The organism is Streptomyces coerulescens, from assembly GCF_042657965.1.
In the GTDB taxonomy this organism is placed as follows: domain Bacteria; phylum Actinomycetota; class Actinomycetes; order Streptomycetales; family Streptomycetaceae; genus Streptomyces; species Streptomyces coerulescens.
This window is the reverse complement of the sequence record NZ_JBHSKM010000028.1, coordinates 142353-168606: the sequence shown is the minus strand read 5'-3', so window position 1 is coordinate 168606 and position 26254 is coordinate 142353. Positions and strand designations below refer to the sequence as shown.

The window sequence follows — 26254 nt, the reverse complement described above, 5'->3', positions numbered from 1 at the left end:
TAGACTCCCAAAAGGCCCCGTGACCAGGACAAATGGAGAAGTGCAACTGGAGTACTAGGCCTACCGCAGCGAGTTGGACGGTCGGTCACGTCCGCGGGAGTGGTGTATCGACGGCCACTCGGTGATCTCTTCTTTGAGGCTATGCGGTGAGTTCGGTGGGCAGGCCGGTGTCGTCGGTTTCTGACTCGATCGGGTGGAGGCGGGCCTTGGCGAGCAGGTCGAGTCCCATGTAGCGGCGGGCCTCTGTCCACTCGTCGTTCTGCTCGGCCAGCACCGCGCCGACGAGGCGGATCAGGGCGGTACGGTCGGGGAAGATACCGACCACGTCGGTGCGGCGGCGGATTTCCTTGTTCAGCCGCTCCTGCGGGTTGTTCGACCAGATTTGCCGCCAGCTCTCGCGTGGGAACGCGGTGAACGCCAGCAGTTCGTGCTGGGCGGAGTCCAAGTGGGCTGCCGCCTTGGGGAACTTGGCCTCCAGGGCGTCGAGCACGTGTCGCATCTGGGCCTGGACGGCGTCGGTGTCGGGCTGTTCGAAGACGGTCCGCAGCAGTGTGGCCACCCACGGCTGGGCGGACTTCGGGACCTGGCTCAGCAAATTTCGGGCGTAATGCGTGCGGCATCGCTGCCAGGAGGCGCCGGGCAGGACCGCGCCGATCGCGTTCACCAGGCCGGTGTGCGCATCGGAGGTGACCAGCTGGACGCCGGACAGGCCGCGGGCGATGAGCGAGCGCAGGAAGGCGAGCCAGCCGGCCCCGTCCTCGGCGGTGGCGACATCGAGGCCGAGGATCTCGCGGTGACCGTCGGCGTTGACGCCGACCGCGATCAGGGCGTGGACGTTGATGATGCGGCCGCCTTCCCGGACCTTCTGGGTGAGCGCGTCGACCCAGACGAACGCATACGGGCCGGCGTCCAGGGGCCGGTTACGGAAGGCGGCCACTTGCTCGTCGAGGTGCTTGGCCATCGCGCTGACCTGGGACTTCGATAGCTGGGTGACGCCGAGGGACTCGGCGAGCTTCTCGACACGACGCGTGCTGACGCCGAGCAGGTAGGCGGTGGCGACCACCGAAATGAGGGCCTGCGCGGCCCGCCGGCGTCGCTCCAGCAGCCAGTGCGGGAAGTAACTGCCCTGACGCAGTTTGGGGATGGCGAGTTCGACGGTGCCTGCGCGGGTGTCCCATTCGCGCGGGCGGTAGCCGTTGCGGTGGTTGACGCGCTCGTCGCTGACCTGCCCGTATTCGGCGTTGCAGAGGGCGTCGGCTTCCGCGGACATGAGTGCCTCGGCGAACGTCTTGACCATCGCGCGCAGCAGATCGGGACTCGCCGCGGCGAGGTTGTCTTCGGCGAGGGCGTGCAGGGGCACACTGTCAGGTGCGGTCATCGTGCTGATCTCCTTCGAGGCTTCGACACTTCGAAGATCAGCCGGTGGCCGTCTATCCGTGCGGGCACCATCCCGATGCCGGAGCAAACCCCCGGATCAGGTCGAACCCGTACACCATTCCCCTGGACGCAACCGGACGGTCACCCCCTTGCCGGGCGTCAGTAGGCCAACTTTTTCCATCCGAAAGCGGTTGTCCCAATTGCCCCGGAGAGTGCGTCAAAACATTCGGAGCCTCGCACGGGGCCTGCACCAAGAGGCCACAGCGATGCGATGTCGAGGCACTTGCGGGGCTGTGAACCGCTCCAGGTCCGATGGAGGCTGGGGCCTGTACCGAGTTGCGTGGAGTCGGGCCAGCTGATTTCTACAGGGTGTTGCTCGCAGTTTCGTACTCGACGTGCGCCAGTATCTCCAGCACGGAGTGCCTGCGTTGTCGGCCAGTTCGGCCTCCAGTTCAGCGATCCGTTTGCGGGCCGCCGCGAGTTCGGCCTGTTCGTGGGGGGACACCGGGCTTTCGCCCGGTGTCGATCAAGTGCTGACGGCGCGCCAGACGTAGATGTCTGGATTGCGGATGCCGAGCAACTTGGTCACTGTGCGGTACGTCCTTGCGTTCGGGTCGTTTCGAGCCCTCAAGCGATGAAGAGGACGGTGCACCTGAATCATTCCACGGCCTACCAATGATTTAGTTCGGCGAGCCGCGGCGGGGGTCGTGCGACATCCCGATGCGCGGCCGGTCCCGACCCTCCATGCGGCGGGCCAGGACCGGTTGTGGGACGTTAGGTATGACCGGTGTGCAGATTCAGCGTCCGTGTCGCGCGGTGGCGGTCCGCCTGCGGCGTGACCTCAGCAGGAATCCGCCACCGATCACGAGTAGTGCGGCGCCGCCGGCCGCGGCGGGCAGCATGGTGGAGGAATCGCCCCCAGTCACGGCGAGATTGTCACTGCTGGAGTCATCCCCCTTTGAGCCGTTGTTCGCGGCATTGGCCACGTCGGGCTTGGAATCCCCGGACTGGGCTTCGTGGTCCGCAGCGGCCGTGGACTGCGCGGGTGCCGGTTCGCCGTTGAGACTGACCGCCACGGTCGCCTGCCCGCCTGAGGACTCCACGACCTCCACCTCGACCTTGTGGGCCTTGTCGGTGAGAGTCGCGCCCTTGGCGAGGGCGTCGCCGTTCGGTTTCTCGCTGGACTTGGGCGTCACGTCGACCAAGCGCGCGTTGCGGTAGTCGCTCTTCGGAACGCGGTAGGCGTGGACGCCCTGAATGTTCTTGTCGAGTGTGCCGGACGCGTTGCGCAACTCCACCACGAGCCGGTCGTCGCCGACGGGAATGTCGAGCGCGCGCACGCCGGTACCGGGGCCGTACAACGACTGCAGCTTGTACGTGCCGGACTTGCCGACCTTGACCACCTCCCTGCCCGACAGCCACTTGCTGCTCAGCAGCTCGGGGGCGGTCAGGCCCGCCGCCGCAGTGCCACCCCCCATGGGCGTCTTATGGCTGATGTCCTCGCTGTCCTTGCAGCTCGCGAGATCGGAGTCGGAGCAGTTGGTCTTCATGTGGTGGGGGTAGCCGAAGTTGTGGCCGAACTCGTGGACCAGGACAGTCTGATCGGCGCCGCCATCGGCGGGTACCCAGGAAATGCCACCATTGACGGAACCAAACCCGGCGAAGCCACAGCCCGCCTTCTCGTGGGGGAAGACGATGGACAGGTGCGCAAGTCGTCCCATCCGATTCCCTGCTGCTCCAGGGCCTTCAGCGTCTCCTGGTAGATCTTCTGGGTGTCGCACCCCGCGGGCATGGGTAGCTCGATGGGGCCGAGGACGCCGCCGTCCCCGTCACGGCCGGGCGTGATGGCATTCGTGCTCCGAGTGACCTCGTTGTAGAACAAGATCAAGGAGCCCGACTTGCCGAAGTAGGACTGCTTGAGCTCGGTCTGGGTCTTCTCCGCGTCCGTGAATGCGCTGTCCGTGAAGGTCACCATCACGACCTGGACATGTCGTTGGGTCACGTCGGCGGCGGCGGTCGACGGGGTGACCGCCGCTATGGCCGCAGCCGTACAGGCGGCGGACATGAGCCGGGCGCGCTGAGATAGGCGCATGAGTGTAGGGGGTCCTTCCGGTGCGGGGGACACACGACTGTGAGGAGTTCGCGTGTGCAGGGCGCAGCCTTTTGAGGCGCTGCCCTTGTATCGGCAGCTCAGCGACGTCGTGTCGTAGCAGTCCTTCGTCGTGTCGAGGGCGCCAGGCCGAGGCACCACCGTGACCTTCGGCATCTACCGCGCCACGGGGGAGTATCAACAGGACTACGGCCACGTCTCCGCGCTGATGTTCCTCGCCACGCTTCCCATCCTCGTCTTCTACGGTAAGCCGTGGCCTCTTGCAGAGGTGGCTCGTTGAGCTGTTCTTGATGGGGGTTGGGGCGCGAGAGCTCATCACGGTTGGCTCAGCGCGGCTGCACCATCGCGCCCGGCATCGGCCTGCGCGCAAGAGCAAACGGAACGCGGTGAAGTGCATGGGTGCTCACCGATGGGGCGGGCCGCACCCTGTTCTGCAGCCCAGTATGTCCCGGCAGTTGTGCGGACATCACCCAGGCCCGACAGCTCAGCCTGCCCAGGCTCCTGACCAGCGGACCGTTCATGGAGATCCTCGCGGACGCCGGCTACCAGGGCATGGGCGCGCAGACCAGCGGACGGGTGGTGACACCGCTGCATCGCAAGTTCAAGAAGAACTCTCCCGACGTATCCGTGTCGAGCACGGCATCGCGCACCTGAAGAACTGGCGGGCCCTGGCCCTGCACCACGGCCGCCGCGAGCGCGTGAGCGACAGCGTCCAAGCTGTGGCCGGGCTCCGCTCGCACCAGCACGTCCTGACTCGGAGCAACCGCCCCCGAGGATGAACAGCCCAATGCGGCTGCGGCCCTTGACGCACTCCGGCATACCGTGCGCGAGGTCGTTGGCCCAACTGTCCGGCCCTCTCCGTGGGCTGAGTGCCCGGCGCTGTCGCGGATAACAAGTGGGTCACGAGGCAGGCCAGTTCGTGACTTACCGCCTCATTGAAAGTGCCCCCGCGCGGGGTGGCGGTTCGGCGTCGGCGCCCCGTCTGCTTGCGCAGTGATCCCCCTAGGAAATGCCCAGGCCGATGGGGGAGTTCGGCATGCCCACAAAGACTTTGTCCTCTCTGAAGATAAAGGCAAACGTTTTTCTGCGCAGGGTCTTTTGTTTCAAGAAAAAGATGGCTACGTTCCGGACGAACTCACTCGCACGTGCCGTGCACCCCCCACGTGGTGCCGCACCCCATCCGCATATCGGAGGCATTCGCAGTGCACCGAGAACGTTCGCAACTCACACCACGTCGACGAGGGATAGCCCTGTTCGCGGGACTGCTGCTCGCAGTGGGCTCGCCCGCGGCGGTCAGCGCCCACGAGGGCCACGCAGGTCACGAAGAGGGCAAGGCCGCTGCTGCCGCAGCCCCTTCCTTCGTCCAGATACCTATGGCCAAGGGCTCCGACGCAATCGGTGAGCCTCTCTCACTGGCGGTGTTGCCTGACCGCAGCGTCCTGACCACTTCGCGCGACGGCACCCTGTACCTCACCGATCAGGCGGGCACCACGTCCACCGCCGCAAAGATCCCCGTCTACTCTCACGACGAAGAGGGGCTCCAAGGAGTCGCCATCGACCCGGACTTCAAGAACAACCGGGCGGTCTACCTCTACTACGCACCCAAGCTCGACACTCCGGGCGGCGACGCCCCCAGCGAAGGGAGCGCTGCCGACTTCGCGAAGTTCGACGGTGTCAACCGCCTGTCGCGCTTCGTCCTGAAGCAGGACGGCACCCTCGATCTGGGCAGCGAGAAGAAGGTCCTCGACGTACCGGCCACACGGGGGCAGTGCTGTCACGTCGGCGGCGACATCGACTTCGACAAGGACGGCAACCTCTACCTGTCCACGGGGGACGACACCAACCCCTTCGCCTCCGACGGCTACACGCCCATCGATGACCGGGACAAGCGCAATCCCGTGTTCGACGCCCGTCGCTCCTCCGGCAACACCAACGACCTGCGGGGCAAGATCCTGCGGATCAAGGTCGCCGATGACGGCTCCTACACCGTTCCCGACGGCAACCTCTTCCCCAAGGGCACCGAGAAGACCCGTCCCGAGGTCTACGCGATGGGCTTCCGCAATCCCTACCGGATGAGCGTCGACAAGAAGAACGGCACCGTCTACGTCGGTGACTACGGCCCCGACGCGGGTGCAGCCAACCCCAACCGCGGTCCAGCGGGGCAGGTCGAGTTCAACCGGATCACCAAGCCGGGCAACTTCGGCTGGCCGTACTGCACCGGCAAGAACGACGCGTACGTCGACTACGACTTCGCCACCAGCCAGTCGGGCTCGAAGTTCGACTGCAATGCCCCCAAGAACGACTCCGCGCACAACACGGGCCTCAGCACTCTGCCGCCCGCGCAGCCCGCCTGGATTCCCTACGACGGCGGCAGCGTGCCCGAGTTCGGCAGCGGCTCGGAATCCCCGATGGCCGGTCCTGTCTACCGCTACGACGAGAGCTCCACCTCGTCGGTGAAGTTCCCTCAGGAGTACGAGGGGAACTTCTTCGCCGGCGAGTACGGACGCCGCTGGATCAAGCGGATCGAGCAGGGCGACGACGGGACCGTTCAGAAGATCAACGACTTCCCGTGGACCGGGACCCAGGTCATGGACATGGCCTTCGGCCCCGACGGCGCGCTGTACGTCCTGGACTACGGCACCGGCGCTTTCGGCGGTGACGCCAATTCCGCGCTCTATCGCATCGAGTACGCGAAGGACGGCCTCACCCCTATCGCCGAGGTGAGCGCCGATCGCACCGATGGCCAGGGACCGCTGAAGGTCTCCTTCACCGGCAAGGCAACCGACGGTGACAGCCAGGACCTGACCTACGCTTGGGACTTCGGCGACGGCACTAAGGGTGAGGGCCTCAACCCCAGCCACACGTATGAGAAGAACGGCACCTACCAGGTGACCTTCACCGCCAAGGATGCCGATGGCCATGTCGGCAGCGCGAACATGCGTATCGTCGTGGGCAACACCAAGCCCAAGGTGGAGATCACCACGCCCACCGACGGTTCCCTCTACAACTTCGGTGACCCGGTCCCCTTCAAGGTCAAGGTGACCGATCCCGAGGACCAGGACATCGACTGCTCGAAGGTCACCGTCCGCTTCAGCCTCGGACACGACAGCCACGCCCACGAGCTGAGCAAGACCCAGGGCTGCGAGGGCACCTTGACTCCGCCCAAGGACGGTGAACACGACCAGGACGCCAACATCTTTGGAGTGCTGGGAGCCGAGTACACCGACAAGGGCGCGGGCGGCCAACAGCCCCTGACCGGCCAGAGCCAGCTCACCCTCCAGCCGCACAACCGCCAGGCCGAGCACTTCGCCACCCAGAGCGGTGTGAAGACGTACGAGAAGTCCGGGGCCCACGGCAGCAGGACCGTCGGCGACATCCACAACGGCGATTGGATCTCCTTCACCCCCTACCGGCTCACCGGAGCCACCAAGTTCAAGGCCCGTGTGGCCTCCGCCGGAGCGGGCGGCACGCTGGAGCTGCGCACCGGCTCCCCGACCGGCCCCCTGCACGCCTCGGCCGAGGTGAAGCCGACCGGCGGCTGGGAGAAGTTCGCCGATGTGGAGACGGCGGTGAAGGATGTGCCGGACGAGACCACCAAGCTCTACCTCGTCTTCAAGGGCGGCAGCGGGGCCCTGTTCGACATCGACGACTTCGACCTCACGGTGAGCGGCACCGGCACCGGCACTCGCACGGGCGAGATCAAGGGAGTCAACGGCAAGTGCGTGGACGTGGCCGACGGCACCTCCGCCAACGACACGCAGATCCAGCTGCTCGGGTGCGACGGCAGGGCCGGGCAGAAGTGGACCCTGCCCGGTGACAAGACCGTGCGTGCTCTGGACAAGTGCCTGGACGTGAAGGGCCGGGGAACCGCGGACGGCACCAAGATCCAGCTCTACGAATGCAACGGCACGTCCGCCCAGGAGTGGGTGCCGGCGGACGACAAGACCCTCCGCAACCCCCACTCGGGCAAGTGCCTGGATGCCTCGGGCGGCACGTGGAACGACAAGACGCCCCTGCACCTGTGGACCTGCCATGCCAAGACCAATCAGCAGTGGAATCTGCCCTAGCGGAAGGGAAACAGACACCATGCGTAGGAGTTTCACCAAGGCCGCGTGCCTGCTGTCGGGAGCACTGCTGTGCGTAGCGGCGTCCCCAGGGATCACGTCGGCTCAACCAGTGGCCAAGCCGGGCAAGGCTCCGGCACGGGCCGCCGCCGACCCCGCGTACAAGGTCCTTGTCTTCCACAAGCACACGGTCTTCGAGCACTCGTCCATCGACGACGGGATCGCCGCCCTGACTGAGCTCGGCGAAGAGAACAACTTCACCGTGGACGCGACGAAGGAGGCGGGCGCCTTCACCGCCGAGAACCTCGCCAAGTACAAGGCGGTGGTGTTCCTGCAGACCACCGGAGACGTGCTCAACACGTCCCAGGAGAACGCCTTCGAGAAGTACGTCCGAGGCGGGGGCGGCTACATGGGCGTCCATGCCGCCGCCGACACCGAGTACAACTGGCCGTTCTACGGCAAGCTCGTCGGAGCCTATTTCGGCGTGCATCCGGACCCGCAGAAGGCCAAGATCAAGGTGGAGGACCGGGCGCACCCCGGCACCGCGCATCTGGGCTCCACCTGGGAGCGCTTCGACGAGTGGTACAACTACAAGAGCAACCCCCGCGACAAGGCACGTGTGCTCGCCTCGCTGGACGAGTCCAGCTACTCGGGCGGGAACATGGGCGGCGACCACCCGATCACCTGGTGCCAGAGCTCCGTCGAGGGGGGTGCCGGCCGCTCCTTCTACACCGGCCTCGGACACACCGACGAGTCGTACGCGGAGCCCGCCTTCCGGAAGCAACTGCTCGGCGGCCTCCGCTATGTGGCGGGCATGACCAACGCCGACTGCCGCCCGGAGAACGGCTACACGTCACTCTTCGACGGCAGCAACACCAACGGGTGGAAGCAGGCGGGGCCGGGTTTCTTCGAACTCGCCGACGGCACCCTCAGCTCCAAGGGCGGCAGTGGCCTGCTGTGGAACAACGCCCGAGAGCTGAAGGACGACTATTCCGTCAAGGTCGACTGGCGCGCGGAGGGAGATGACAACTCCGGTGTCTTCGTGGGCTTCCCCGCCTCAGACGATCCCGACTCGGCGGTGAAGAACGGCTACGAGATCCAGATCGACGCCACCGACAGCCCCGACCGCTCGACGGGTGCCGTGTACGGCGTCAAGGCCCCCGACACGGCGGCCCGCGACAAGGCGGTCAACCCGCCCGGCGAGTGGAACACGTTCGAGCTCAAGGTCACCGGTGAGCGCCTGGAGGTGTTCCTCAACGGCGTGAAGATCAACGACTTCACGAACACCGACCCCGCACGCAGCCTGCGTGACGGCCACGTCGGCCTCCAGAACCACGGCGACGACGATCAAGTCTCGTTCCGCAACGTCCGCGTCAAGACAGCGGGGCAGCAGTCGCGTGCGGGCGAGATCAAGGGTGTGGGCGGAAAGTGCGTGGATGTCGCGAAGGCCAACTCGGCCGACGGCACCCGGGTTCAGCTCTTCGGCTGCAACGGCAACGACGCGCAGAAGTGGTCGCTGCCCGGTGACGGGACGATCCGGGCCCTCGGCAAGTGCCTGGACGTGAACGGCCGGGGAACCGCGGACGGCACCAAGATCCAACTCTACTCCTGCAACGGCACCTCCGCGCAGGAGTGGAAGCCGCAGGGCGACGGCACCGTCCGCAATCCGCACTCGGGCAAGTGCCTGGACGCCTCGGGCAGCACCTGGGGCGACGAGACACCACTCCACCTGTGGAGCTGCCACGCCAAGCCCAACCAGCAGTGGACCCTGCCGTCATAAGCACCGCCCCTGACCAGTAGTCCCATCGGTCTCGTGCCCCGTGGCCCGGACCGATGGTGTACGGACCGGGCCCGGAACCCGTGCCGGCGCGAGTCGGCACGGGTTCCGGGCCCGGTGTTCACCCGCGCCGCCGTTCAGCTGCCCTGATGGCGGGCACAAGCCCCCGGAAGAGCTCCTTGAGATGACCACCGTCACCACGCCGGCCGACGCCCGGCAGCGCCACAACGCGTCCGTCACCGCCTGGGCACTCGCCGCCAGAGGTGGTGACCCGATCGCTATGGACCGCTTCATCCGCGGCGTACGGCAAGACGTACGCCGATACGTCACGTTCCTCAGCGCCGATCCGCAGGCCGCCGACGACCTCACCCAGGACACCTTCCTGCGCGCGCTCGGCAGCCTGCAGCACTTCGAAGGTCGCTCCTCCGCACATACTTGGCTGCTCTCGATCGCCCGGCGTGCCGTCATCGACGATCTGCGCCGACGCGACGGCCGCCCCAGGATCGCGGACACCAACGACTGGCAGGCGCTGGTCGAACGGGCCCAGCCGCAAGGCCTGCCCGGCTTCGACGACGGGATAGCCCTGGCAGACCTCCTTGCCGGGCTGCCCGACGAGCGCAGAGATGCCTTCATGCTCACCCAGGTGCTCGGTCTTCCCTACGGCGAGGCCGCCCGCCTCAGTGGCTGTCCCGTCGGCACCATCCGCTCCCGTGTGGCACGCGCCCGTATGGCACTGCTGCGGCTGCTGCAGGACGGGCCGCCCGTGCCGCCGAGGTGAACCGAGTCCGGTCAACCACCGAAGGCGTTGCCGGTGTAACGGAAGCGAAGAGACGAAGTGTCGTCGTAGTTGGTCGTCGTACCGATCGCCGGATCGTGTGACTCACCCTTGCCCGCCCCTGCCTCAGTCGTCCAGGCGGAGGCGCCGGAGATCGTTGTTCACCTGGGCGAAGGCGACGTCGCCGGACGCATACGGGACGTAGGCCCGATGCCGCGACCTAGCAGGGCGGCGCCCGCGCCGACGGCCTTGAGGGCGGTGGCGCTCAGCCCGGTCACGGAGGCTGTAACGGCAGCGCCCCCGGTCGCCGTGCTGCCCCATGGGACCGGCGCGTTGCCACCGGACATCGCGATGCCCGTGGTGCACGAGGCCGCTGCAGCCTCCATGCCGTAGGAGCTACCCCCCACAGCAGAATGCCTGCGGGCAGCGCGATGCTCAGGGCACCATTCCGCTCGTAGTTCGCCCGGTGACAGTCGGAACGGCGGTCCCGGGTGCCGCCGCAGCCCCTGATTGGTGCATGCGGCCCGCTCGGCCGGGCGACGGATCGAGGCGACCAGCAGGCCGATGAAGTGGCGGCAGTCCTCGGAGGCCCGGCGAACGGTGCGCGCCCAAGCCGCTGCCGTGTGGCGGAATGTGGCCAGGAGACAGGGGCGCCAGGCACTCTCAGGGCCACAGTCGCCTCGCACGCACGCAGCGCACGGGCGAATGCTTCCAAGGCCAGGTCCTCCGCGGCGTCGTGATCCTGATGGGTTTCCTCGACCTGTCGGTGGCTACGCGCGGACGCCCGGGCGCCGGGGCCATGATCGTCGCCGCTGTCACGCCACCTTCCCCTGAGCGGAGCGGTGTCGATGAGCACGCCGCTGGCCAGCAGCTCGTCGGCGAATGCTGTGAACTGCTCGCCGACAGCCTGCGGGTTCTGGCGGCTGGGGGCCGATCTCGTCGGCGAGTCCGGCTGGGTCACAGAGCAGTGACGGTGCGCATTACGGTGGTGCGCGGGTCCGTGGACGTGAAGGTCCTGCTTGGGGCACGGATGAGGAGTTCAACTCGGCATCGCCTGCGGCCATCGAGGGCAGGGCAGGGATGCCGCCACTTGATCGGTAGGCTACCTGTTAGAGTTTTGAGCGTTTACCGGCGTCCTTGCGCAAGGCGAGGCATGTTGCGCTCCGCTCTGCGGTACGCAATACGATCAGGAGGATTCATGGCGGCTGATTCCCGGCTGGCCAGACGCATCAACGACCGCATGGCACTGGACCTGATCGCCGCTGCGGGACGCTTGTCCAGGACCCAGCTGCGCGAGCAGATCGGGCTCGCGCAGCCGTCTGTGATCGACCTCGTCAACCGGCTCCTCGATGCCGAGCTGATCAGGGTTGCGGGAGAATCAGACGAACGCACCCGTGGTCCCCGGCCACAGATGTACGCCATCGCCGGCGAACGAGCCTACGTCGCGGGCGTCCACGGCAGCACCGGAGCCATCCACGCTGTGGTCGGTGATGTGTCCGGATGGACATCACCGACTGTCTCGATTCCGGATCCGCGACTGCAGGACGACCCCGCCCCGCAGGTCGAAGCCGCCATCGACGCTGCGTTCGCAGCAGCGGGCCTGGCCAAGCACCCACTCACAGCCGTCGTCATCGGTACGGGCGGTGCCATCGATCTCAGCACAGGTGACATTGGGCATGCTCCCGGCCTGAGGCACTGGCAGGCCCACTTCATAGCCCCGGTACGCGAGCGACTCGGTTGCCCCGTGCACCTCGAACGGGAGATCACCTTGGCCGCCGTAGCGGAGGACAGGTTTGGCGGCGAGGAGAGTCCCGAGCGTTTCGCCTTGCTGTGGGTGGGCGACGGACTCGGGATTTCCTGCATTGATCAGGGAGTTCCCTTCCGAGGCTTCTGGGGAGCGGCCGGCGAGATCGGGTACCTGCCCTTGCCATCCGTGGGCCCGGATCCGGCGCCTCCGCACACCTTCCAGGACCTGGCCGGCTCAAGCGCGGTGCTGGCGCTCGCTCATGCTCACGGCCTCAGCGATCCGACGGCCGAGGGCGCCGTTCGCACCGCCGTCGAGCAGGGTTGTCAGCCGTTCCTCGAGGAGTTGGCGGACCGTCTTGCTCTCGGCCTGCACGCGATCGCAACAGTGATCGACCCGGGCAATGTCGTGCTGTCCGGTTCCACCGCGGCAGCGGGTGGGGCCGATCTGGCAGAACGCGTCGAAGCGGCCCTGGCAAGCCGAACCTGGCAGCAGGTACAGGTCCTCCACGCCAAATACGCGCACGGGGAGGAAGCCATCCTCCGCGCCGCTCTCCTGCTTGCCACCGAGCATGGCCGCGACGCCGTCTGGGGGCGTGCAGCCTGAGCGCCGATCAGGTCCCTGGATTTCGCGCGACAAGGAGCGCTCGAAACCCGAAGCACTCCGCGCTCTCGAGCGTCAGCTGTCCGACGTCGTCCACCGGGCACGCAAACGTGATGCCCGGGCGTCACACCAACCCGTGATCACCCTTGGAACGGCTGCTTGAGACAGGAGCAATGGGACACGATCACCGGACGGCCGGCCACGCCTCCCGGCGGCGTGAAGCCTTGGCCGCCGGGAGGTCCTGACGCCGGCCGAACTGACTCAGGCCGTCCGTCGGCAGCTCCGGAACCGCAGCGAAAGCGCGGCCTTGCCTGGCCGTACCTGGTACCGCTCCGGCAGCATCGGTCCCGTCCAGTTCACGCCTGCCTGGGCGATGTCGACGGTCACGTACGTGGTGTCTCCGGCCACGAGATCAGTATGGTGCTGGGCCTGATCAATCGCTTGAGTGGACCAGCGGCGCACCGTCAGACCGAACAGGCTGGGCGCGGACTCGATCCGCAGCCCAGTACCGTCGGCACTGACCATCTCGGCCCAGCGGGTGTCCATGCGGTGACCGTTCTCCTGGGGCCGCACGTACGGTGTCTGCAGTTTTTCCACCGTCCTGGTCCAGCGCCCGACGACGGCCGCCGCTTGGCTGTCGGGGTAGGCCTCCCCGGGGCCGCGGCCGTACCAGGTGACCGTCTCGATTCTGGGCAGCTCGAACGAGATACCCAGCCGCGGCAGCGTCTTGGGCTGTCCTGTGCCATCCGGCCGTATCAGGAGTTCCAGACCGACCGAGCCGTCGTCGTAGGGCGTCCAGCTCCAGGTCGACAGAAGGCCCCATTGCTTGTCCGGTGCTGCCGTACGCACCGTTGTGAGGCCGCCGCTGACATCCATGATCCGGTGCTGTACGCGGTGCAACCCGCGCTTGCGCCACCCGTCCGCGACCCGGTCGCTTCCCAGCTGGTCGTTGTCGGTCACCGCTCGCCACACGTCGAGACGGATGTTCTCCACCTGCATACCCACCAGCTCAGGCGGCTGTCCGTTCGCGCCGCGTATGTCGATGGCCTGCGGCTCGGCGGGTTCAGGCAGGCGATCCGCCTCTGTCGAGAGCCTGCCCTGCTCCCAGGCAACGAGGTGTCCCTCGTGCGCCCATGCGGTCGGTTCGGCCAGCTCCGCCCCGGCCCGAACCGCCCTTCTGTTCCCTGAACTTGATCACGAACCACTCACCAACCACGGGCTCCGCCCGGCTCGTCTCAGGTGCATGGTCGGTGACACCCGTCCTGCTGATAACCCCGAGCGCCCGTCAAGGGCTGAGGCGCATAGCTGAAGGCCATGATCAGACAGCGTGAGCTCGGCGGTTGTGCTCCTGGCTCCGGATGTTGCATCGGTCTGCGGTTGTCCGCACTCCCGCGCCGACGGCCTGTATCTGATCATGCAACTCACCCGTTCAAAGGCCGAACTGACGTTCAGTCATGCTCGTTCATCCGGAAATGCTGATCAGAGCTGCATCTCCCGTTCCGCCGTCACCGCTCGGTTCTCAACACCTCTGCCACGAACGGGAGATGCCGAGCTCGCCGGCCCTTCTGTGCATCGGCATTAGGTCACAAGGGCGACTGGATCGGCAGATCGACCGATTACTTCATGCCGCGCGCCACCTGATGCTTCTTGGCACCGGGAGCAGCAGTTCGCGGTGTGGGACCCTATGGGGAAGGACCGGGTGACATGGGCGACGAGCTTGGGCGCAAAGGTGCCGGCGAACTGGCGCGGCTGATCCGCGCCAGGGAGGTGTCCGCGACGGACGTTGTCGCCGCGCACCTTGAGCGGATCGACGAGGTGAACCCAGAACTGAACGCCGTGACCGTGGTCCTCGCCGATCAGGCGCGGGAGGCGGCGAGATGGGCCGATCGTGAGATCACGACGGGTGCGGACCTGGGTCCCTTGCACGGCGTACCGGTCACCATCAAGGAGAATCTCGACGTTGCTGGCACCGCGACCACCCAAGGCGTGTCCGCGCTGGCCGAGGCTGGTGCCGATAGGGACTCGCCGGTGGTCGAGCGCCTGCGCGCTGCGGGCGCGATCGTGATCGGGAGGACGAATGTCCCGGACATGGGGCTTCGCGTGTCCACCGACAGCACGCTGCGCGGCCTGACCCGTAACCCCTGGCACCGTGAGCGAACGGCGGGCGGTTCGTCCGGTGGTGAAGCGTCGGCGATTGCGTCCGGAATGTCGCCGCTGGGGGTCGGAAACGACATCGGCGGCTCGCTCCGCAATCCAGCGCACTGTTGCGGCATCTCGTCACTGAAACCGACTACGGGCCGCATTCCGCATGCCACCGTGATCGAGCCGGTGGACGGTCCGCTCTGCCAGCAGCTGATGCTGGTACCGGGACCAATGGGCCGGCAGGTCGCAGACGTCCGGTTGGGCTACGAAGTGATGTCGGGCGCCGACCACCGGGACCCCATGAGCGTTCCGGTGCCATTGACCCAGCCAGGCCTCCATCAGCGATCGAAGGTGGCACTGCTGGCCGAGCCGCCCGGCGGTGTCACTGACCCTGCGGTCGCCGGCGTGGTAAGGCAGGCCGGGACGTACCTCGCTGCCGCGGGATATGAGGTTGAGGAAGTGTCCCCGCCGGAGTACGAGGCCGTCGTTGAGCTCTGGCACAAGTTCCTGTTCACGGAACTGCAGGTCATGCGGAAAACGCTCAGCGACCTCATCGGCCCGGAGGGTGAACGCTTCCTGTTCACTGTGGTCGACCATTCACCAGTGCTGGACCTCGCTCAGTACGTCGAGTTGTTCGCAGAGAGGCGTCGCCTGCAGCGTGAGTGGGGCCAGTTCTTCGTCGACAACCCGTTGCTCCTGTCGCCGGTCTGGGCGAAACCTGCATTCACACATGGATGGGACGCCGACAGCTCCGCCAACTCTCTTGCCACGATGGAGTTGCTGCGCCCCGTCATGCCGGCCAATGCGCTGGGACTGCCCGCAGCCGTCACCCCCGGCGGATTCGCAGGTGGGATGCCGGTTGGAGTCCAGGTGGTGGCATCGGCATTCCAGGAGGACCGGGCGCTGCAGGCCGTGGAGGTGATCCAAGCAGTGGTCGGTGCCATCACCCCTGTGGACCCGTATGTCAACCCCTGAACATGGAACGTCACCAGCCCGCTCCGCAGATCTTGAGCTCGTCGCCGGCGACTTTCCGTCGTCGACCTGTGACCTCCCGGAGGTAGGACTTGCTGAACCTCGCCAGCCTTCTTGAGGACAGCGCCCGCAGGCATCCCGACCGCGACGCCGTCGTCCTTGGCGACACCCGGCTCGACTACAAGTCCGTGAACGCGGCGGCCAACCAGGTCGCGAACCTCCTGGCCAGCCGTGGCATACGACCAGGTGACAAGGTTGCGCTGAGCTGTCCGAACGTGCCGCAATTCCCCATCATCTACTACGGCATCCTCAAGGCGGGTGCCGTTGTCGTCCCTCTCAACATACTGTTCAAGGGGCGGGAGGTCGCCTACCACCTCGCTGACTCCGAGGCCAGGGCGTACTTGTGCTTCGAGGGCTCCGAGGCTCTCCCGACAGGCAGTGCGGGGTGGGACGGGTTCCGTCAGGTATCGGCCTGTGAGCACTTCTTCCTCATCACGGCCTCGATCGGCGCCAACACACCGATCGAGGGTGCCGAGATCTTTGCCGCCTCGCTCGCTGGACAGCCGCCCGTGTTCGAGTCCGCTGCCACCGAGAGCACCGACACCGCGGTGATCCTCTATACGTCCGGTACGACGGGCAAGCCCAAAGGCGCCGAACTGAGCCACGCCAACCTCGTCCTCAATGCAATGACCTGCAACCGTATGTTCGGTGCCACGGTCAGCGAGCACGAACGGCACCTGCTCGCGCTGCCGCTGTTCCACACCTTCGGTTCGACCGTCCAGATGAATGCCGGCTTCTCGGCGGCTGCGACACTCGTGCTGCTACCGAGGTTCGACGCGCGGCAGGCAGTCGGGCTGCTGCAAGAGGAGGACATCACCTTCTTCGCCCGCGTCCCGACCATGTACTGGGCCCTGCTCGGCGCACTCAGCGACGACATCGACGTCGACCGCATCGCCCGTCACATGCGTATCGCCGTGTCTGGCGGCGCGAGCCTCCCTGTGGAGATCACCAAGCGGTTCCGGGACCGCTTCCACGTAAGAATTCTCGAGGGCTACGGTCTGTCGGAAACGTCGCCGGTCGCGATGTTCGCCCGCCCTGAACGAGACACACGTCCGGGCTCGATCGGGATACCCGTCTGGGGCGTCGAGGCGAAGCTGATCGACGAGGACTGGAACACGGTCGACGGGTACGGCGAGGAGAAGGTCGGTGAGATCGCCATCCGTGGCCATAACGTCATGAAGGGCTACTACAACCGCCCGGAAGCCACCGCCGAGGTCATGAAGGACGGCTGGTTCCGCACGGGAGACCTGGCCCGTCGTGACGAGGATGGTCATTACTACATCGTCGACAGGGCGCGGCGGCTTCAACGTGTACCCGCGTGAGATCGAGGAGGTCTTGATGACGCACAATGACGTCTCCCTCGCGGCGGTGATCGGTGTACCCCACGAAAGCCACGATGAGGAGATCAAGGCCTTCATCATCCGCAGGGAGGGCGCCGAAATCACCGAGGACGAGCTCGTCGAGTGGTGCAAGGACCAGCTGGCGGCCTACAAGTACCCGCGCATCGTGGAGTTCATCGATCAACTGCCGATGACCGCGACCGGAAAGATCCTCAAGCGTGAGCTCCACTGATCAATCAAGAGCGGATTCCCGGGGGGTGCCTCAGCGCTCGGCACCTGCCCAGGGACTTCGCGCTGGACGCGGACTGCTGTGGTGCATCGGCTTGATTGGTGGCAGTCGACCGGGTCGGCCAATGGGCGGCGGGAGTTCTCTGCCTTGTGGCGCTCTGGTCGGCAAGGCAGCATCATGATTGTGCAGGGAGAAGGACGTGACACTGGCGGCGCGCGCTGTGCTCCAAGAGGCTTGCCCGCTCTGCCGGGCCAAAGCCGTGGTATCGGTCGCATGGCCCGGGCGTGCAGGGATGCCCGAGGAGGACGTCCCGGTGATGTGGGTCGCTCTGCTGACGGCGCGCCTGGCGAGACTGATCGCGGCAACGGCACACTCCACACGCGCGGGCGAGCGGGGAGGCGGCTCTGTCCACAAACAGCCGGGCGGGTCGTCAGGCATCTCGGTGGAGGCGTACGGATAGCGCGTGGCCTCGTCGAATGGACGCAACTTGCCGTCAGCTCGCTGCAGTGGACACTTTCGCCGAGGAGTACCACGTCATCCTCCCTGGACTGGCTGTCCTTCGTGAGCAGGACCCCAGAGTCCAGGGTCCTGCCCAAAGCCGTCCGCGCCTGCGCGGTCAAGGGCCCGGCGCCCCGCCTCGGTCAGGCCGTCATCCACGCCCTTGGCACGTGCAGGGAGCGAGCCGACGATGAGTACCAGCGACCGTGGCAGGCAGGGAGAGCAGGGGCGGGCTCCCCTCTGCGAGGCTGAGCGCACCGCCTTCGCGATGATGACCGGCCGAAGCAGCCGGAGGACAACTGGGCGTCCGGCAGCCGACCGTAAGTAACCTCGGTGGCGCGCAGCGAATACGGCCAGGCCGCACTCTCTGGCCGCCTCCCGCTATGACATCGCGGTGCACCGGACGCGCTGCGCCTGCGGGCGGCGGCCGGGGCCTCGCCCCCGAGCGTCTCGTTGGCCGCGGCCTGAGCGGCGCTTCCTCCGAGCGCTCGGAGCAGCTGCTCCGGTCTATCCTCCGGTCCGGCGGATGCGCCTGGACGCCTGATGACCGCCAGGGTCGGAGCGGTCCTGGCCGCACAAGCGGTTGGCTCCAATAGTGATTTCTCGTACGCGCACGCCACGGTCCCCAGGTCGTTGACACCGTGCCGCCGGAGCGCGGCGGGGAGGTTCGCCAGCAAGAGGACGCGACCGGCTGGGCAGGCCTCGAAATACGTACCGGCCGAGGCGCCCAGGAGGTGGTCGGCGGCCAGGCAGTGCAGGTCCGCAGGCGAGGTGGCCGCGACTCCACCATCCGCAACTGCGGCGGGGCCGACCAGGAGGAGTGAGTTGGGCCTCAGACGACCAACTTGCGGGAGGGGTCGTCGCTGTCTTCGAGCAGGCGTTCCACATAGCAGCGAAGCTGAGTCGAGCAGCATTGCTGATGGCCTCCGATCCCCGCGAGATGGGCGGGGACCTCGCCGGTGGTCGGAGCCTTCGCGGTAGGCGAGATGACCATTTCGGCCGCGCCGGTCAGGCGCTTCTGCCTTTCCTTGACGATCCCCAGCTCGACGAAGCTGCCCCGGTGTGGGCAAGGCTGTCCCCACCGGCTGAACGTCGGTGAGGACCGTCTTGGAGTGTTTGCCATTGCGGAGGTTGCCGCCGTTCTCGATCGCCGGAACCTGTGTCGTGGCCGTGGCGCGCTATTCCTTGACAGCCCCGGCATTTGCACCTTGGACGAAGTAGCGCTGAAAGCAGAAGAAAAGTGCTGCGACTGGCAGGGTGGCCAGCAGGGCTGCGGCGAGCTTGAGGGGGTACTGGGTGCCGCCGCCCAGGCCGCCGGAGACGAGCCGGGCCAGGCCCGTGGTGAGGGTTTCGTACTGGCTGGACTGGGTGGCCACGAGGAAGTGGGTGAATTCGTTCCACGAGCCCTGGAACGAAAGGATGGTCAGGGTGATCAGGGCCGGCCTGGCCATGGGCAGGATTACGGACCAGAAGGTGCGGAAGACGCCGGCGCCGTCGACCCGGGCGGCTTCTTCCACTTCCCGGGGGATCGACTCGAAGAACTGCTTCATGATGAAGATGCCGGCTGCGTCCACCAGGAGCGGCAGGATCATGCCGGTGTAGGTGTCGAAGAGGCCGAAGGTGTTGAGGACCAGGAACCTGGGAATCAGCAGGGCCACTCCGGGCACCGCCATCACGGCGAGGACGAACCCGAACAACAGGGTGCGGCCAGGGAAACGCAGCCGGGCCAGGGCGTACCCGGCCATCGCGTCGAACAGCACGCGTCCTGCGGTGACCACGACGGCAATGAAGGCCGAGTTCCCCAGCCAGTGCAGGAACGGCACTCCGTCGCCGGCCTGGCTGAGGCCGAACAAGCGTTGGTAGGCAGCCGTTGTCGGCGTGGTGGGGATCACTCCGAGGGGGTGTGTGGCCGCATCCGGGTCCGTCTTGAACCCGGTCACCAGCTGGATCACGAACGGCATGAGGTAGAGCAGGCCGAGCGCGGCCACAGCCGTGTAGCCGAGGATGCGCAACGTCAGGGGGAAGCGGCCCAGAACGGGTTGTCCCTGTACTCGGGCGGCCGGGGACTTGGCGCTCATCGGTTCCTCCGGATGCGGGGGGCGCGCTCCCGGAAGAGGAAGCGTTGGATGGCGGTCATGGTCAGGATCAGCGTGAGCAGGATGAACGCGACAGCCGCACCCTGGCCGAAGTCGGCGTCGCCGAAGGCGGACGAGTACGACAAGAAGGCCGGTGTAAGAGTGGTGTTGCCAGGGGCACCCTGGCTCATGACGTAGACCTGATCGAAGACCTGCCACGTGCCGATCAGGCCGAGGGTGAGGACGAGGAAGAGCACGGGCCGCAGCGCCGGCAGGATCACGTACCGCAGCATCTCGAAACGACCGACGCCCTCGATGGCGGCGGCCTCCTCCAGCTCACGCGGGATGTCCTGGAGTGCGGCGAGGAAGATCAGCATGAAGGTGCCGGAGGTCGTCCACACAGCGAGCAGGATGATCGTGCACATCGCGACGGACGGTCCGGACAGCCACTCGAACCAGGACAGTCCCATGAAGGAGTGGTCGGCAAGTACGCCCGTGGGGTGGTTGGTGTCGACGATGCCGAGGCCGCCGAGCAGGAGGGAGAGCACGCCGCGGGAGTCGTTGAACCAGTTCGGGCCCTTCATCCCGATCCAGGACAGCACGGTGTTGACGGCGCCGCTGCCCTGGAAGAGGAAGAGGAAGATCGTGGAGACCGCGATCGAGCTGGTGACCGAGGGGAAGAAGAACGCGGTGCGCAGGGTGCTGCGGCCGCGCAGCATCCGCTGATTGACGATGATCGCCAGCGTCAGTGCGAGGACGGTCTGCAGCGGCACGGTCAGCAGCACGTAGTAGACGTTGTTGCGCAGCGAGGTCGCGAAAAGGGTGCGGTCCAGGCCGTCCTGGGTGAGCAGGGCCCGATAGTTGTCCAGGCCGACGAACTCCGCCTGGCCGCTGAAGGGGTTGGACTGGCCGTCCCAGTTCAGCAGGCTCACCCACAGTGCCATCAGGGTCGGCAGTACCAGGAACAGACCGAGGACGAGCACCATGGGGCTGACGAACAGCCAGCCCCAGGCGCCTTCAGTGCGGCGCCCCACGCGCGGGGCAGGGGAAGCGTGGGGCGCCGCGACCTGGCCGGTCCCGCCGGATGTGTCAGGCTCACCCGGCGAGACGGCCGTACGGGGACCCCCGCCCGCGCGGGAACGCGGGCCCGGGCGAGGGTGCTGTGACGTACGCGGGGACATGACGGCTCAATCGCCCTTCGTGAGGGCCTGTTCGCCGTTGCGCTGCAGGTCGGCGAGGATCTTCTGCGGATCGCCGGTGCCCAACGCAGCGAGGTCGGTGTTGAACTGGGTGAGCACCCTGTCGAAGCCCGCAATCGTCACTGGGCCTTGTGCATAGGCGGTGGCGTCGGCCCACGCCTTGGCGGACGGGTTCTTCTTCGCGTACTCGGCAAGGGCGCTGGTGCGGGAGGGCATCACGCCGAAGGCGTCCGCGTTCTTCAGCATCTGGGTGCTGGTGGTGAGGTACTTCACCAGGTCCACAGCCGCCGCCCGGTGGGCGCTCTCTTGGGCCACACCCCAGCACTGGCTGAAGGCGAGCGTGCCCTTGTCGGCCGGGCCGGCGGGCAGCGGGACCACCGTGTACTTCACGTTCGGATAGTCGGCCTTCATCCCGCCTGTGAGCCAGTTGCCCTCGATGGTCATGGCGGCCTTGCCCTTGCCCAGGGCCTCACCGCCCCAGTTGGTGTCGACCTGGTTGGCGTACTTGAGGGACCCGGACTTCAGCAGCGACTGCACGTAGTGAAGGGCCTCGGTGTTCTGCGCGCTGTCGGCGGTCATCTTCGTCTGATCGCCGTTGGTGATCCAGCCGCCGGCCTCTCTCATGAAGACGCCGACTCGGGCGTACTCGCCGTTGGTGACCAGCCCGGTGACATCGCCCGAGGTCAGCTTGGCCGCGACAGTCTTGAGCTGCGCCCAAGTGGTCGGGTAGTCATTCTCGGTCAGCCCGGCCTTCTTCCACAGGTCCGTGTTGATCGCCAGGGCGAGAGTGGAGGTGTCCTTGGGAAGGCAGACCAGTTTCCCGTCATAGGTGAAGGAGGCACGCAGCTGGGCGGAGAAATCGTCCGCGTCCTTGACCTGGTCCCCGTAGGGGTAAAGGGAGCCGCCCTTGGCGTAGTTGGCGAACTGGCTGGAGTCGACGTAGAAGGCGTCCGGCGGCTTGTGCCCGGCGAACGACTGGGCGAGCTGCTGGTTGATGTCCTTGGCGACATCGACGGTCACCGTGTTGCCTGACTGCTTGGCCCAGGCGGCCGCCGCCTCCTTGACGGCCTTGGTCTCCGCGTCCCCCGACGAGGCGATCAGCACCCTGAGGTGCTGCTTGGAACTGGTGTCCTGTGACGTCTTCTTGTCGCTGCCGAAACTCGACGAGCAGCCTGTGGCGGCCAGCATGACCGCACAGGTGACGAGGGCCGTGACGGCCGTTCGGTTGGGCATTGCTTCCTCCGAGGGTTACGGGTGGTACGTGCGGCTCCTCCCAGGCACGCGCAGGCGTGGGCCAGGGGTGTGGGGGTGGAGGAGGAGAAATGTTTCGAACTGGAGTGTGATCGGCCGAGTGCGTGGGGGAGAGGGGGAGGCCAGGCCGGTCGGGGGGCTTAGGAGTCGGTGGACGGCGACGCCGTCGCGCTGTCACGCACGATCAGCGACGGCTCCAGCAGGAGCCGCTCGGGCGGCGCATCCGGGGAGGCCATGCGGGTCAGCAGCAGCCGTACGCACTCCCGGCCGACGTCCTCCAGGGGCTGGGCGATGGAGGACAGGCCAGGCGAGAGGAGTTCAGCGGTCGGCGAGTCGTCAAAGCCGATCACCGCCACGTCGCGGCCCGGGGCAGCACCGCGCTCGCGCAGCGTCTGGTAGCAGCCGAGAGCCAGCATGTCGCTGGCCGCGATCACCGCGGTTGCGCCTCCGTCCAGAAGCGGTTTCGCGGCGGCCTGGGCCGCATCGATGTCGTTCACGCTCCGCCCGCGCCGCCCGCGGGTCGGCAGCCCGTGCCGGCGCATCGCTCGCAGCCAGCCCTCGGCACGATCGTCACCGGCGCCCGAGGAGCCTCGCTCCCAGCCCAGAAAGGCGATCTTGCGATGGCCGAGGCCGATCAGGTGCTCGACGGCGGCGTCCGTACCCGAGGCGCCGTCGACATCGACCCAGTCGCCGACCTGCCGCCCCGACCACATCCGGCCGAAGCCGACGAACGGCACGCCCCGCTTGGTCAGCCAGGCCTGGCGCGGGTCGCCGCGGTCGGTACCGCTGAGGACGAAGCCGTCGACCTCGTGCTGGTTCAGCAGCTCCTCGTATCCCTCCAAGGCGGGGGCGCCGGGCGGGCAGGCGAAGAGCAGGATCCGGTAGCCGGCCTCGTCGGCGGCCTGGGACAGCGCGTGCAGGAACCGGTCGAGGACCGGGGAGCTGGAGAGGGCGGGCTGGATGCCGTACCCGATCAGCTTGCTGGAGCGGGTGCGCAGCGTCTGGGCGGCGCGGCTGGGGCGGTAGCCCATCTCGTCGATCACCCGGCGGACCCGCTCCAGGGTCTCGGGCCGCAGCATGTCCGGCGAGTTGATCGCGTTCGACACGGTCTGCGGCGAGACACCGGCCTGGCGCGCGACCATGGCGAGGGTCACCGGGCCGCCTTTGGCCGAGGAGTTCTTGCTGGAGCGGGGCATGCGACTCTCCGACTTGCAGTGGAGTGCTGGAATCAATTTTAGCGTTCCAAAACCATTGTCAGCTCTCTGAAGAGTCACTTAGTGTCTTTGGAACGATCGAATGATGAGAGGTTCTACTTCCTTGGATGTCACTGTCAAGACCCAGGACACCACCGGCTCGGACTCGGCTCTCCCTTCCGCGGCTGAGGGCCTGCAGCCGTTTCTGCACGACGCCATCGTGACGCTGCATGCGCCGACCCTTGTGATCTCGCACGCCGACGGGCAGCTCAGTGGGGGTGCGGACGGCTTCTATCACGGCGATCGCAGGGCGCTGTCCCAGCTGACCGTCGCGGCCGAAGGCAGCGCCCTGGCACCGGTCCAGGGCGCGTTGCAGGGAGCGGACCGGGCGGTCTTCCGGGCGATCCTGCGCGGCTTCGGAGAGGTGACCCCCGATCCGGCCGTCGCCCTGCACCGCCGCCGCAGCGTGGCGTCCGGCCAGTGCGAAGAGGCCGTGGAGGTCACCAACTCAGGCAGCGAGCGCGTCCGCTTCCGGCTGACAGTGACCGTTGGCACGGACCTCGCCACCATGGAGCAAGTCAAGTCCGGCCATACCCTCGAGGCGGCATCGCCCCAGGTCACGGATGCCGACGGTGTCGGCCTGTCCTGGACTGGCGGCGACTTCACGGTCCAGCTGACCTGTGATCCAATGCCGGACACGCTCAACGTGCCGACGGGCCAGTTGTCCTACGACATCGACCTGAAGCCCGGTACCTCATGGAATGCGACGCTGACCTGCACCGCCGGTTACGCGGACGGCGACCAGTTCCCGGCCCCGCCCGCAGACCGGTTGCCTTGGCGCATCCCGGCGCTGCACAGCGCGGACCGCCGCTTCGACACATGGCTGGCCCAGTCTCTAACCGACCTGGACCGCCTGCGCCTGACGGACCCGCAATCCCCGAATGCAGACCGTCCGGACCAGTTCCTGGCCGCTGGCGCCCCATGGTTCCTTACCCTCTTCGGCCGCGATTCGCTCTGGGCCGCACGCATGGTCCTCCCGCTCGGCACAGACCTGGCCGCCGGCACCCTGCGCACGCTCGCCCGCCGCCAGGGCGCGGTCAGCGACCCGGCCACCGAGGAACAGCCGGGCAAGATCCTGCACGAAGTACGCCGCGGCACCCTCCAGATCGCAGACCTGCTCTCCCTGCCGCCGGTGTACTACGGCAGTGTGGACGCCACCGCGTTGTGGGTCACCCTGCTCCACGACGCCTGGCGTTGGGGCCTGGCCCCAACGCAGGTCGAGGAGTTGCTGCCGTACGCGGAGGCGGGGCTCGCGTGGATGCGTGCCCAGGCGGAGGCCGGAGGCGACGGCTTCCTCAAGTACGTCGATCAGACCGGCCAGGGCCTGACCAACCAGGGCTGGAAGGACTCCGACGACTCCATCCGCTACCGCGACGGCCGCCGCGCCCACCCGCCGATCGCCCTGTGCGAGGTCCAGGCGTACGCCTACGAAGCCGCCCGTGGTGGAGCGGCACTACTGCGCGCCTTCGGCCGCCCGGGCGCGGACGCCTGGGAGGAGTGGGCGGAGCAGCTGGCCACCCGCTTCCGCAAGCACTTCTGGGTCGAGGACGACCGGGGCCCGTACCCGGCAGTAGCCCTCGACGGCGACGGCAAGCCCGTCGACTCGGTCACCTCCGGCTTCGGCCACCTCCTGGGCACAGGTCTGCTCAATGCACAGGAGAGCGAGCTACTGGCGGCCCGACTGGCGGGACCCGACCTCGACGCGGGCCACGGCCTGCGCACGCTCAGCAGCAACGCAGTGGGCTTCAACCCCTACGGATACCACGTGGGTTCGATCTGGCCACACGACACGGCGATCGCTGTACACGGCCTGATCAGGGCCGGCTTCGCCGACGCCGCCGCATCACTGGCGGCCGGACTGCTGACCACGTCGGTGGCCTTCGACGCTCGCCTCCCCGAACTCTTCGCCGGCCACGGCACCGAGGTCGGCTCCACGCCCGCTCCCTATCCTGCTTCCTGCCGTCCCCAGGCGTGGGCCGCCGCATCCTCGGTCCTCGTCCTCCAAGCCGCCCTTGGCCTGAACGCGGACGTTCCCGCCGGGACAGTCACCGTGACGCCCGCCTTCGCCGCGGCGTACACCCCACTTGCCGTGACGGGACTCCAAGTCAACGGAGGACAGTTGGACATCACGGTCGCGGCCGACGGCGCGGTGAACGTGACCGCTCCGGAAGGGCTATCTGTGGTCACACGCTGATGTCGCCGAGCCACCTGCGCGCGCTGCTGTTTCCACGCTCCTGATCAGTTACCTCTTGGGAAACCAGGGTGTGATGAGCAGTCTCTGGTGGTTCCACTTGCCCACGACGGGTCCGGGCCGTTACGAGAACGCTCGTGGACGCCGAGGCGCTTCTGCGAACCGACATCACGGGCTTACCGAACCTTCAGCGGTTGATGCGTCGTGCGGTGCAGGCGTGGAAGGGACACCTGTGCATGGCGGTCGAAAGGGAGGCGCGGCGGCGGGTGATTGGGGGACGCCGGATGATCGACTACGGCCATCTCGGCCTGTGCGGACCCGGTTTCGCGGCATCCCTGGCCTCCAGCCGGAAGGATCTTGACGCTCCTGCGGAGTACGAGGCGCCGCTACTGGCCGAGGGCGGGGAATGGGCTGGCAGGTTTGTGATCCCCTGACCTCGATCTGGTGCTGATGCCCGACCGAAGCATCGGCTCGACGGCCCGGGAGGGGACGTCCCCACAGCCCGCAACTGAAGGCCATCGGCGCCGCATTGGGGCAGGAGGACGGCGTAGTCGAGGCCCAAGCTCTCACCGCCTCGCGCAGGGCAAGGCCGTC

Annotated in this window: 19 protein-coding genes; 12 read left to right on the top strand and 7 right to left on the bottom strand. The window is 67.2% G+C overall.

From position 1 onward, the window contains the following. Positions 1 to 139 precede the first annotated feature (139 nt). Positions 140 to 1378, bottom strand: coding sequence for an IS256 family transposase (locus ACFPQ9_RS34440; RefSeq protein WP_380862236.1), 1239 nt, complete (start codon positions 1376 to 1378; stop codon positions 140 to 142). 796 nt (positions 1379 to 2174) lie between these two features. Beyond that, complete coding sequence (locus ACFPQ9_RS34435; RefSeq protein WP_380862234.1) at positions 2175 to 3098, bottom strand: LPXTG cell wall anchor domain-containing protein; 924 nt, start codon at positions 3096 to 3098, stop codon at positions 2175 to 2177. A 195-nt stretch (positions 3099 to 3293) separates the two neighbouring features. Between ACFPQ9_RS34435 and ACFPQ9_RS34430 the strand changes: the two genes are divergently transcribed. The 7 genes from ACFPQ9_RS34430 to ACFPQ9_RS34400 all read left to right on the top strand — a co-directional run bounded on the left by ACFPQ9_RS34430 (position 3294) and on the right by ACFPQ9_RS34400 (position 12453). After that, entirely contained in the window at positions 3294 to 3458 is a 165-nt protein-coding gene (locus ACFPQ9_RS34430; protein ID WP_380862232.1) for a hypothetical protein, read from the top strand. Positions 3459 to 3629: 171 nt separating this feature from the next. Continuing rightward, positions 3630 to 3767 carry a hypothetical protein gene (locus ACFPQ9_RS34425; protein ID WP_380862230.1) on the top strand — a complete coding sequence of 46 codons (138 nt, stop codon included), beginning with the start codon at positions 3630 to 3632 and terminating at the stop codon, positions 3765 to 3767. Positions 3768 to 3886: 119 nt separating this feature from the next. Beyond that, entirely contained in the window at positions 3887 to 4141 is a 255-nt protein-coding gene (locus ACFPQ9_RS34420; RefSeq protein ID WP_380862228.1) for a hypothetical protein, read from the top strand. A 548-nt stretch (positions 4142 to 4689) separates the two neighbouring features. Next, complete coding sequence (locus tag ACFPQ9_RS34415; RefSeq protein WP_380862226.1) at positions 4690 to 7554, top strand: PQQ-dependent sugar dehydrogenase; 2865 nt, start codon at positions 4690 to 4692, stop codon at positions 7552 to 7554. 19 nt (positions 7555 to 7573) lie between these two features. Continuing rightward, positions 7574 to 9331, top strand: coding sequence for a ThuA domain-containing protein (locus tag ACFPQ9_RS34410; RefSeq protein WP_380862224.1), 1758 nt, complete (start codon positions 7574 to 7576; stop codon positions 9329 to 9331). A gap of 181 nt (positions 9332 to 9512) precedes the next feature. After that, complete coding sequence (locus tag ACFPQ9_RS34405; protein ID WP_380862222.1) at positions 9513 to 10106, top strand: sigma-70 family RNA polymerase sigma factor; 594 nt, start codon at positions 9513 to 9515, stop codon at positions 10104 to 10106. 1195 nt (positions 10107 to 11301) lie between these two features. Further along, positions 11302 to 12453 (top strand): ROK family transcriptional regulator, encoded by a 1152-nt coding sequence (locus ACFPQ9_RS34400; RefSeq protein WP_380862220.1) that lies wholly within the window; start codon positions 11302 to 11304, stop codon positions 12451 to 12453. 258 nt (positions 12454 to 12711) lie between these two features. Here the strand turns inward: ACFPQ9_RS34400 and ACFPQ9_RS34395 are convergent, their stop codons facing one another. After that, the gene (locus tag ACFPQ9_RS34395) at positions 12712 to 13449 is read right to left on the bottom strand and encodes a beta-galactosidase small subunit (protein WP_380862218.1); all 738 of its coding nucleotides are present in this window, start codon (positions 13447 to 13449) and stop codon (positions 12712 to 12714) included. Between the two features lie 705 nt (positions 13450 to 14154). On the opposite strand from ACFPQ9_RS34395, the gene ACFPQ9_RS34390 reads away from it, so the two are divergent. The 3 genes from ACFPQ9_RS34390 (at position 14155) to ACFPQ9_RS34380 (ending at position 17196) form a co-directional block, all read left to right on the top strand. Continuing rightward, positions 14155 to 15567: an amidase gene (locus ACFPQ9_RS34390; protein ID WP_380862216.1), complete on the top strand. Its 1413-nt coding sequence runs from the start codon at positions 14155 to 14157 to the stop codon at positions 15565 to 15567. Between the two features lie 89 nt (positions 15568 to 15656). Beyond that, the gene (locus tag ACFPQ9_RS34385) at positions 15657 to 16946 is read left to right on the top strand and encodes an AMP-binding protein (RefSeq protein ID WP_380862214.1); all 1290 of its coding nucleotides are present in this window, start codon (positions 15657 to 15659) and stop codon (positions 16944 to 16946) included. 16 nt (positions 16947 to 16962) lie between these two features. Continuing rightward, positions 16963 to 17196, top strand: a complete 234-nt coding sequence (locus ACFPQ9_RS34380) for an AMP-binding enzyme (protein ID WP_380862212.1) — start codon at positions 16963 to 16965, stop codon at positions 17194 to 17196. A gap of 1673 nt (positions 17197 to 18869) precedes the next feature. Here the strand turns inward: ACFPQ9_RS34380 and ACFPQ9_RS34375 are convergent. The 4 genes from ACFPQ9_RS34375 to ACFPQ9_RS34360 form a co-directional block, all read right to left on the bottom strand. Beyond that, positions 18870 to 19769, bottom strand: coding sequence for a carbohydrate ABC transporter permease (locus tag ACFPQ9_RS34375; protein ID WP_380862210.1), 900 nt, complete (start codon positions 19767 to 19769; stop codon positions 18870 to 18872). Beyond that, positions 19766 to 20752, bottom strand: coding sequence for a carbohydrate ABC transporter permease (locus ACFPQ9_RS34370; RefSeq protein ID WP_380862256.1), 987 nt, complete (start codon positions 20750 to 20752; stop codon positions 19766 to 19768). The genes ACFPQ9_RS34375 and ACFPQ9_RS34370 overlap by 4 nt, the downstream gene beginning before the upstream one ends. Positions 20753 to 20953: 201 nt before the next feature. Then, positions 20954 to 22198, bottom strand: coding sequence for a sugar ABC transporter substrate-binding protein (locus tag ACFPQ9_RS34365; RefSeq protein ID WP_380862208.1), 1245 nt, complete (start codon positions 22196 to 22198; stop codon positions 20954 to 20956). 158 nt (positions 22199 to 22356) lie between these two features. After that, the gene (locus tag ACFPQ9_RS34360) at positions 22357 to 23412 is read right to left on the bottom strand and encodes a LacI family DNA-binding transcriptional regulator (RefSeq protein ID WP_380862206.1); all 1056 of its coding nucleotides are present in this window, start codon (positions 23410 to 23412) and stop codon (positions 22357 to 22359) included. Between the two features lie 121 nt (positions 23413 to 23533). On the opposite strand from ACFPQ9_RS34360, the gene ACFPQ9_RS34355 reads away from it, so the two are divergent. After that, complete coding sequence (locus ACFPQ9_RS34355) at positions 23534 to 25663, top strand: amylo-alpha-1,6-glucosidase (protein ID WP_380862204.1); 2130 nt, start codon at positions 23534 to 23536, stop codon at positions 25661 to 25663. A 134-nt stretch (positions 25664 to 25797) separates the two neighbouring features. Continuing rightward, complete coding sequence (locus tag ACFPQ9_RS34350) at positions 25798 to 26094, top strand: hypothetical protein (RefSeq protein WP_380862202.1); 297 nt, start codon at positions 25798 to 25800, stop codon at positions 26092 to 26094. Positions 26095 to 26254 lie beyond the last annotated feature (160 nt).

Bases quoted from the DNA above. Each gene is read 5' to 3' on its own strand.
- ACFPQ9_RS34440 (WP_380862236.1), bottom strand. From the start codon at position 1,378: ATGACCGCACCTGACAGTGTGCCCCTGCACGCCCTCGCCGAAGACAAC.
- ACFPQ9_RS34435 (WP_380862234.1), bottom strand. From the start codon at position 3,098: ATGGGACGACTTGCGCACCTGTCCATCGTCTTCCCCCACGAGAAGGCG.
- ACFPQ9_RS34410 (WP_380862224.1), top strand. From the start codon at position 7,574: ATGCGTAGGAGTTTCACCAAGGCCGCGTGCCTGCTGTCGGGAGCACTG.
- ACFPQ9_RS34405 (WP_380862222.1), top strand. From the start codon at position 9,513: ATGACCACCGTCACCACGCCGGCCGACGCCCGGCAGCGCCACAACGCG.
- ACFPQ9_RS34400 (WP_380862220.1), top strand. From the start codon at position 11,302: ATGGCGGCTGATTCCCGGCTGGCCAGACGCATCAACGACCGCATGGCA.
- ACFPQ9_RS34395 (WP_380862218.1), bottom strand. From the start codon at position 13,449: ATGCAGGTGGAGAACATCCGTCTCGACGTGTGGCGAGCGGTGACCGAC.
- ACFPQ9_RS34390 (WP_380862216.1), top strand. From the start codon at position 14,155: ATGGGCGACGAGCTTGGGCGCAAAGGTGCCGGCGAACTGGCGCGGCTG.
- ACFPQ9_RS34380 (WP_380862212.1), top strand. From the start codon at position 16,963: ATGACGCACAATGACGTCTCCCTCGCGGCGGTGATCGGTGTACCCCAC.
- ACFPQ9_RS34375 (WP_380862210.1), bottom strand. From the start codon at position 19,769: ATGAGCGCCAAGTCCCCGGCCGCCCGAGTACAGGGACAACCCGTTCTG.
- ACFPQ9_RS34370 (WP_380862256.1), bottom strand. From the start codon at position 20,752: ATGGTGCTCGTCCTCGGTCTGTTCCTGGTACTGCCGACCCTGATGGCA.
- ACFPQ9_RS34365 (WP_380862208.1), bottom strand. From the start codon at position 22,198: ATGCCCAACCGAACGGCCGTCACGGCCCTCGTCACCTGTGCGGTCATG.
- ACFPQ9_RS34360 (WP_380862206.1), bottom strand. From the start codon at position 23,412: ATGCCCCGCTCCAGCAAGAACTCCTCGGCCAAAGGCGGCCCGGTGACC.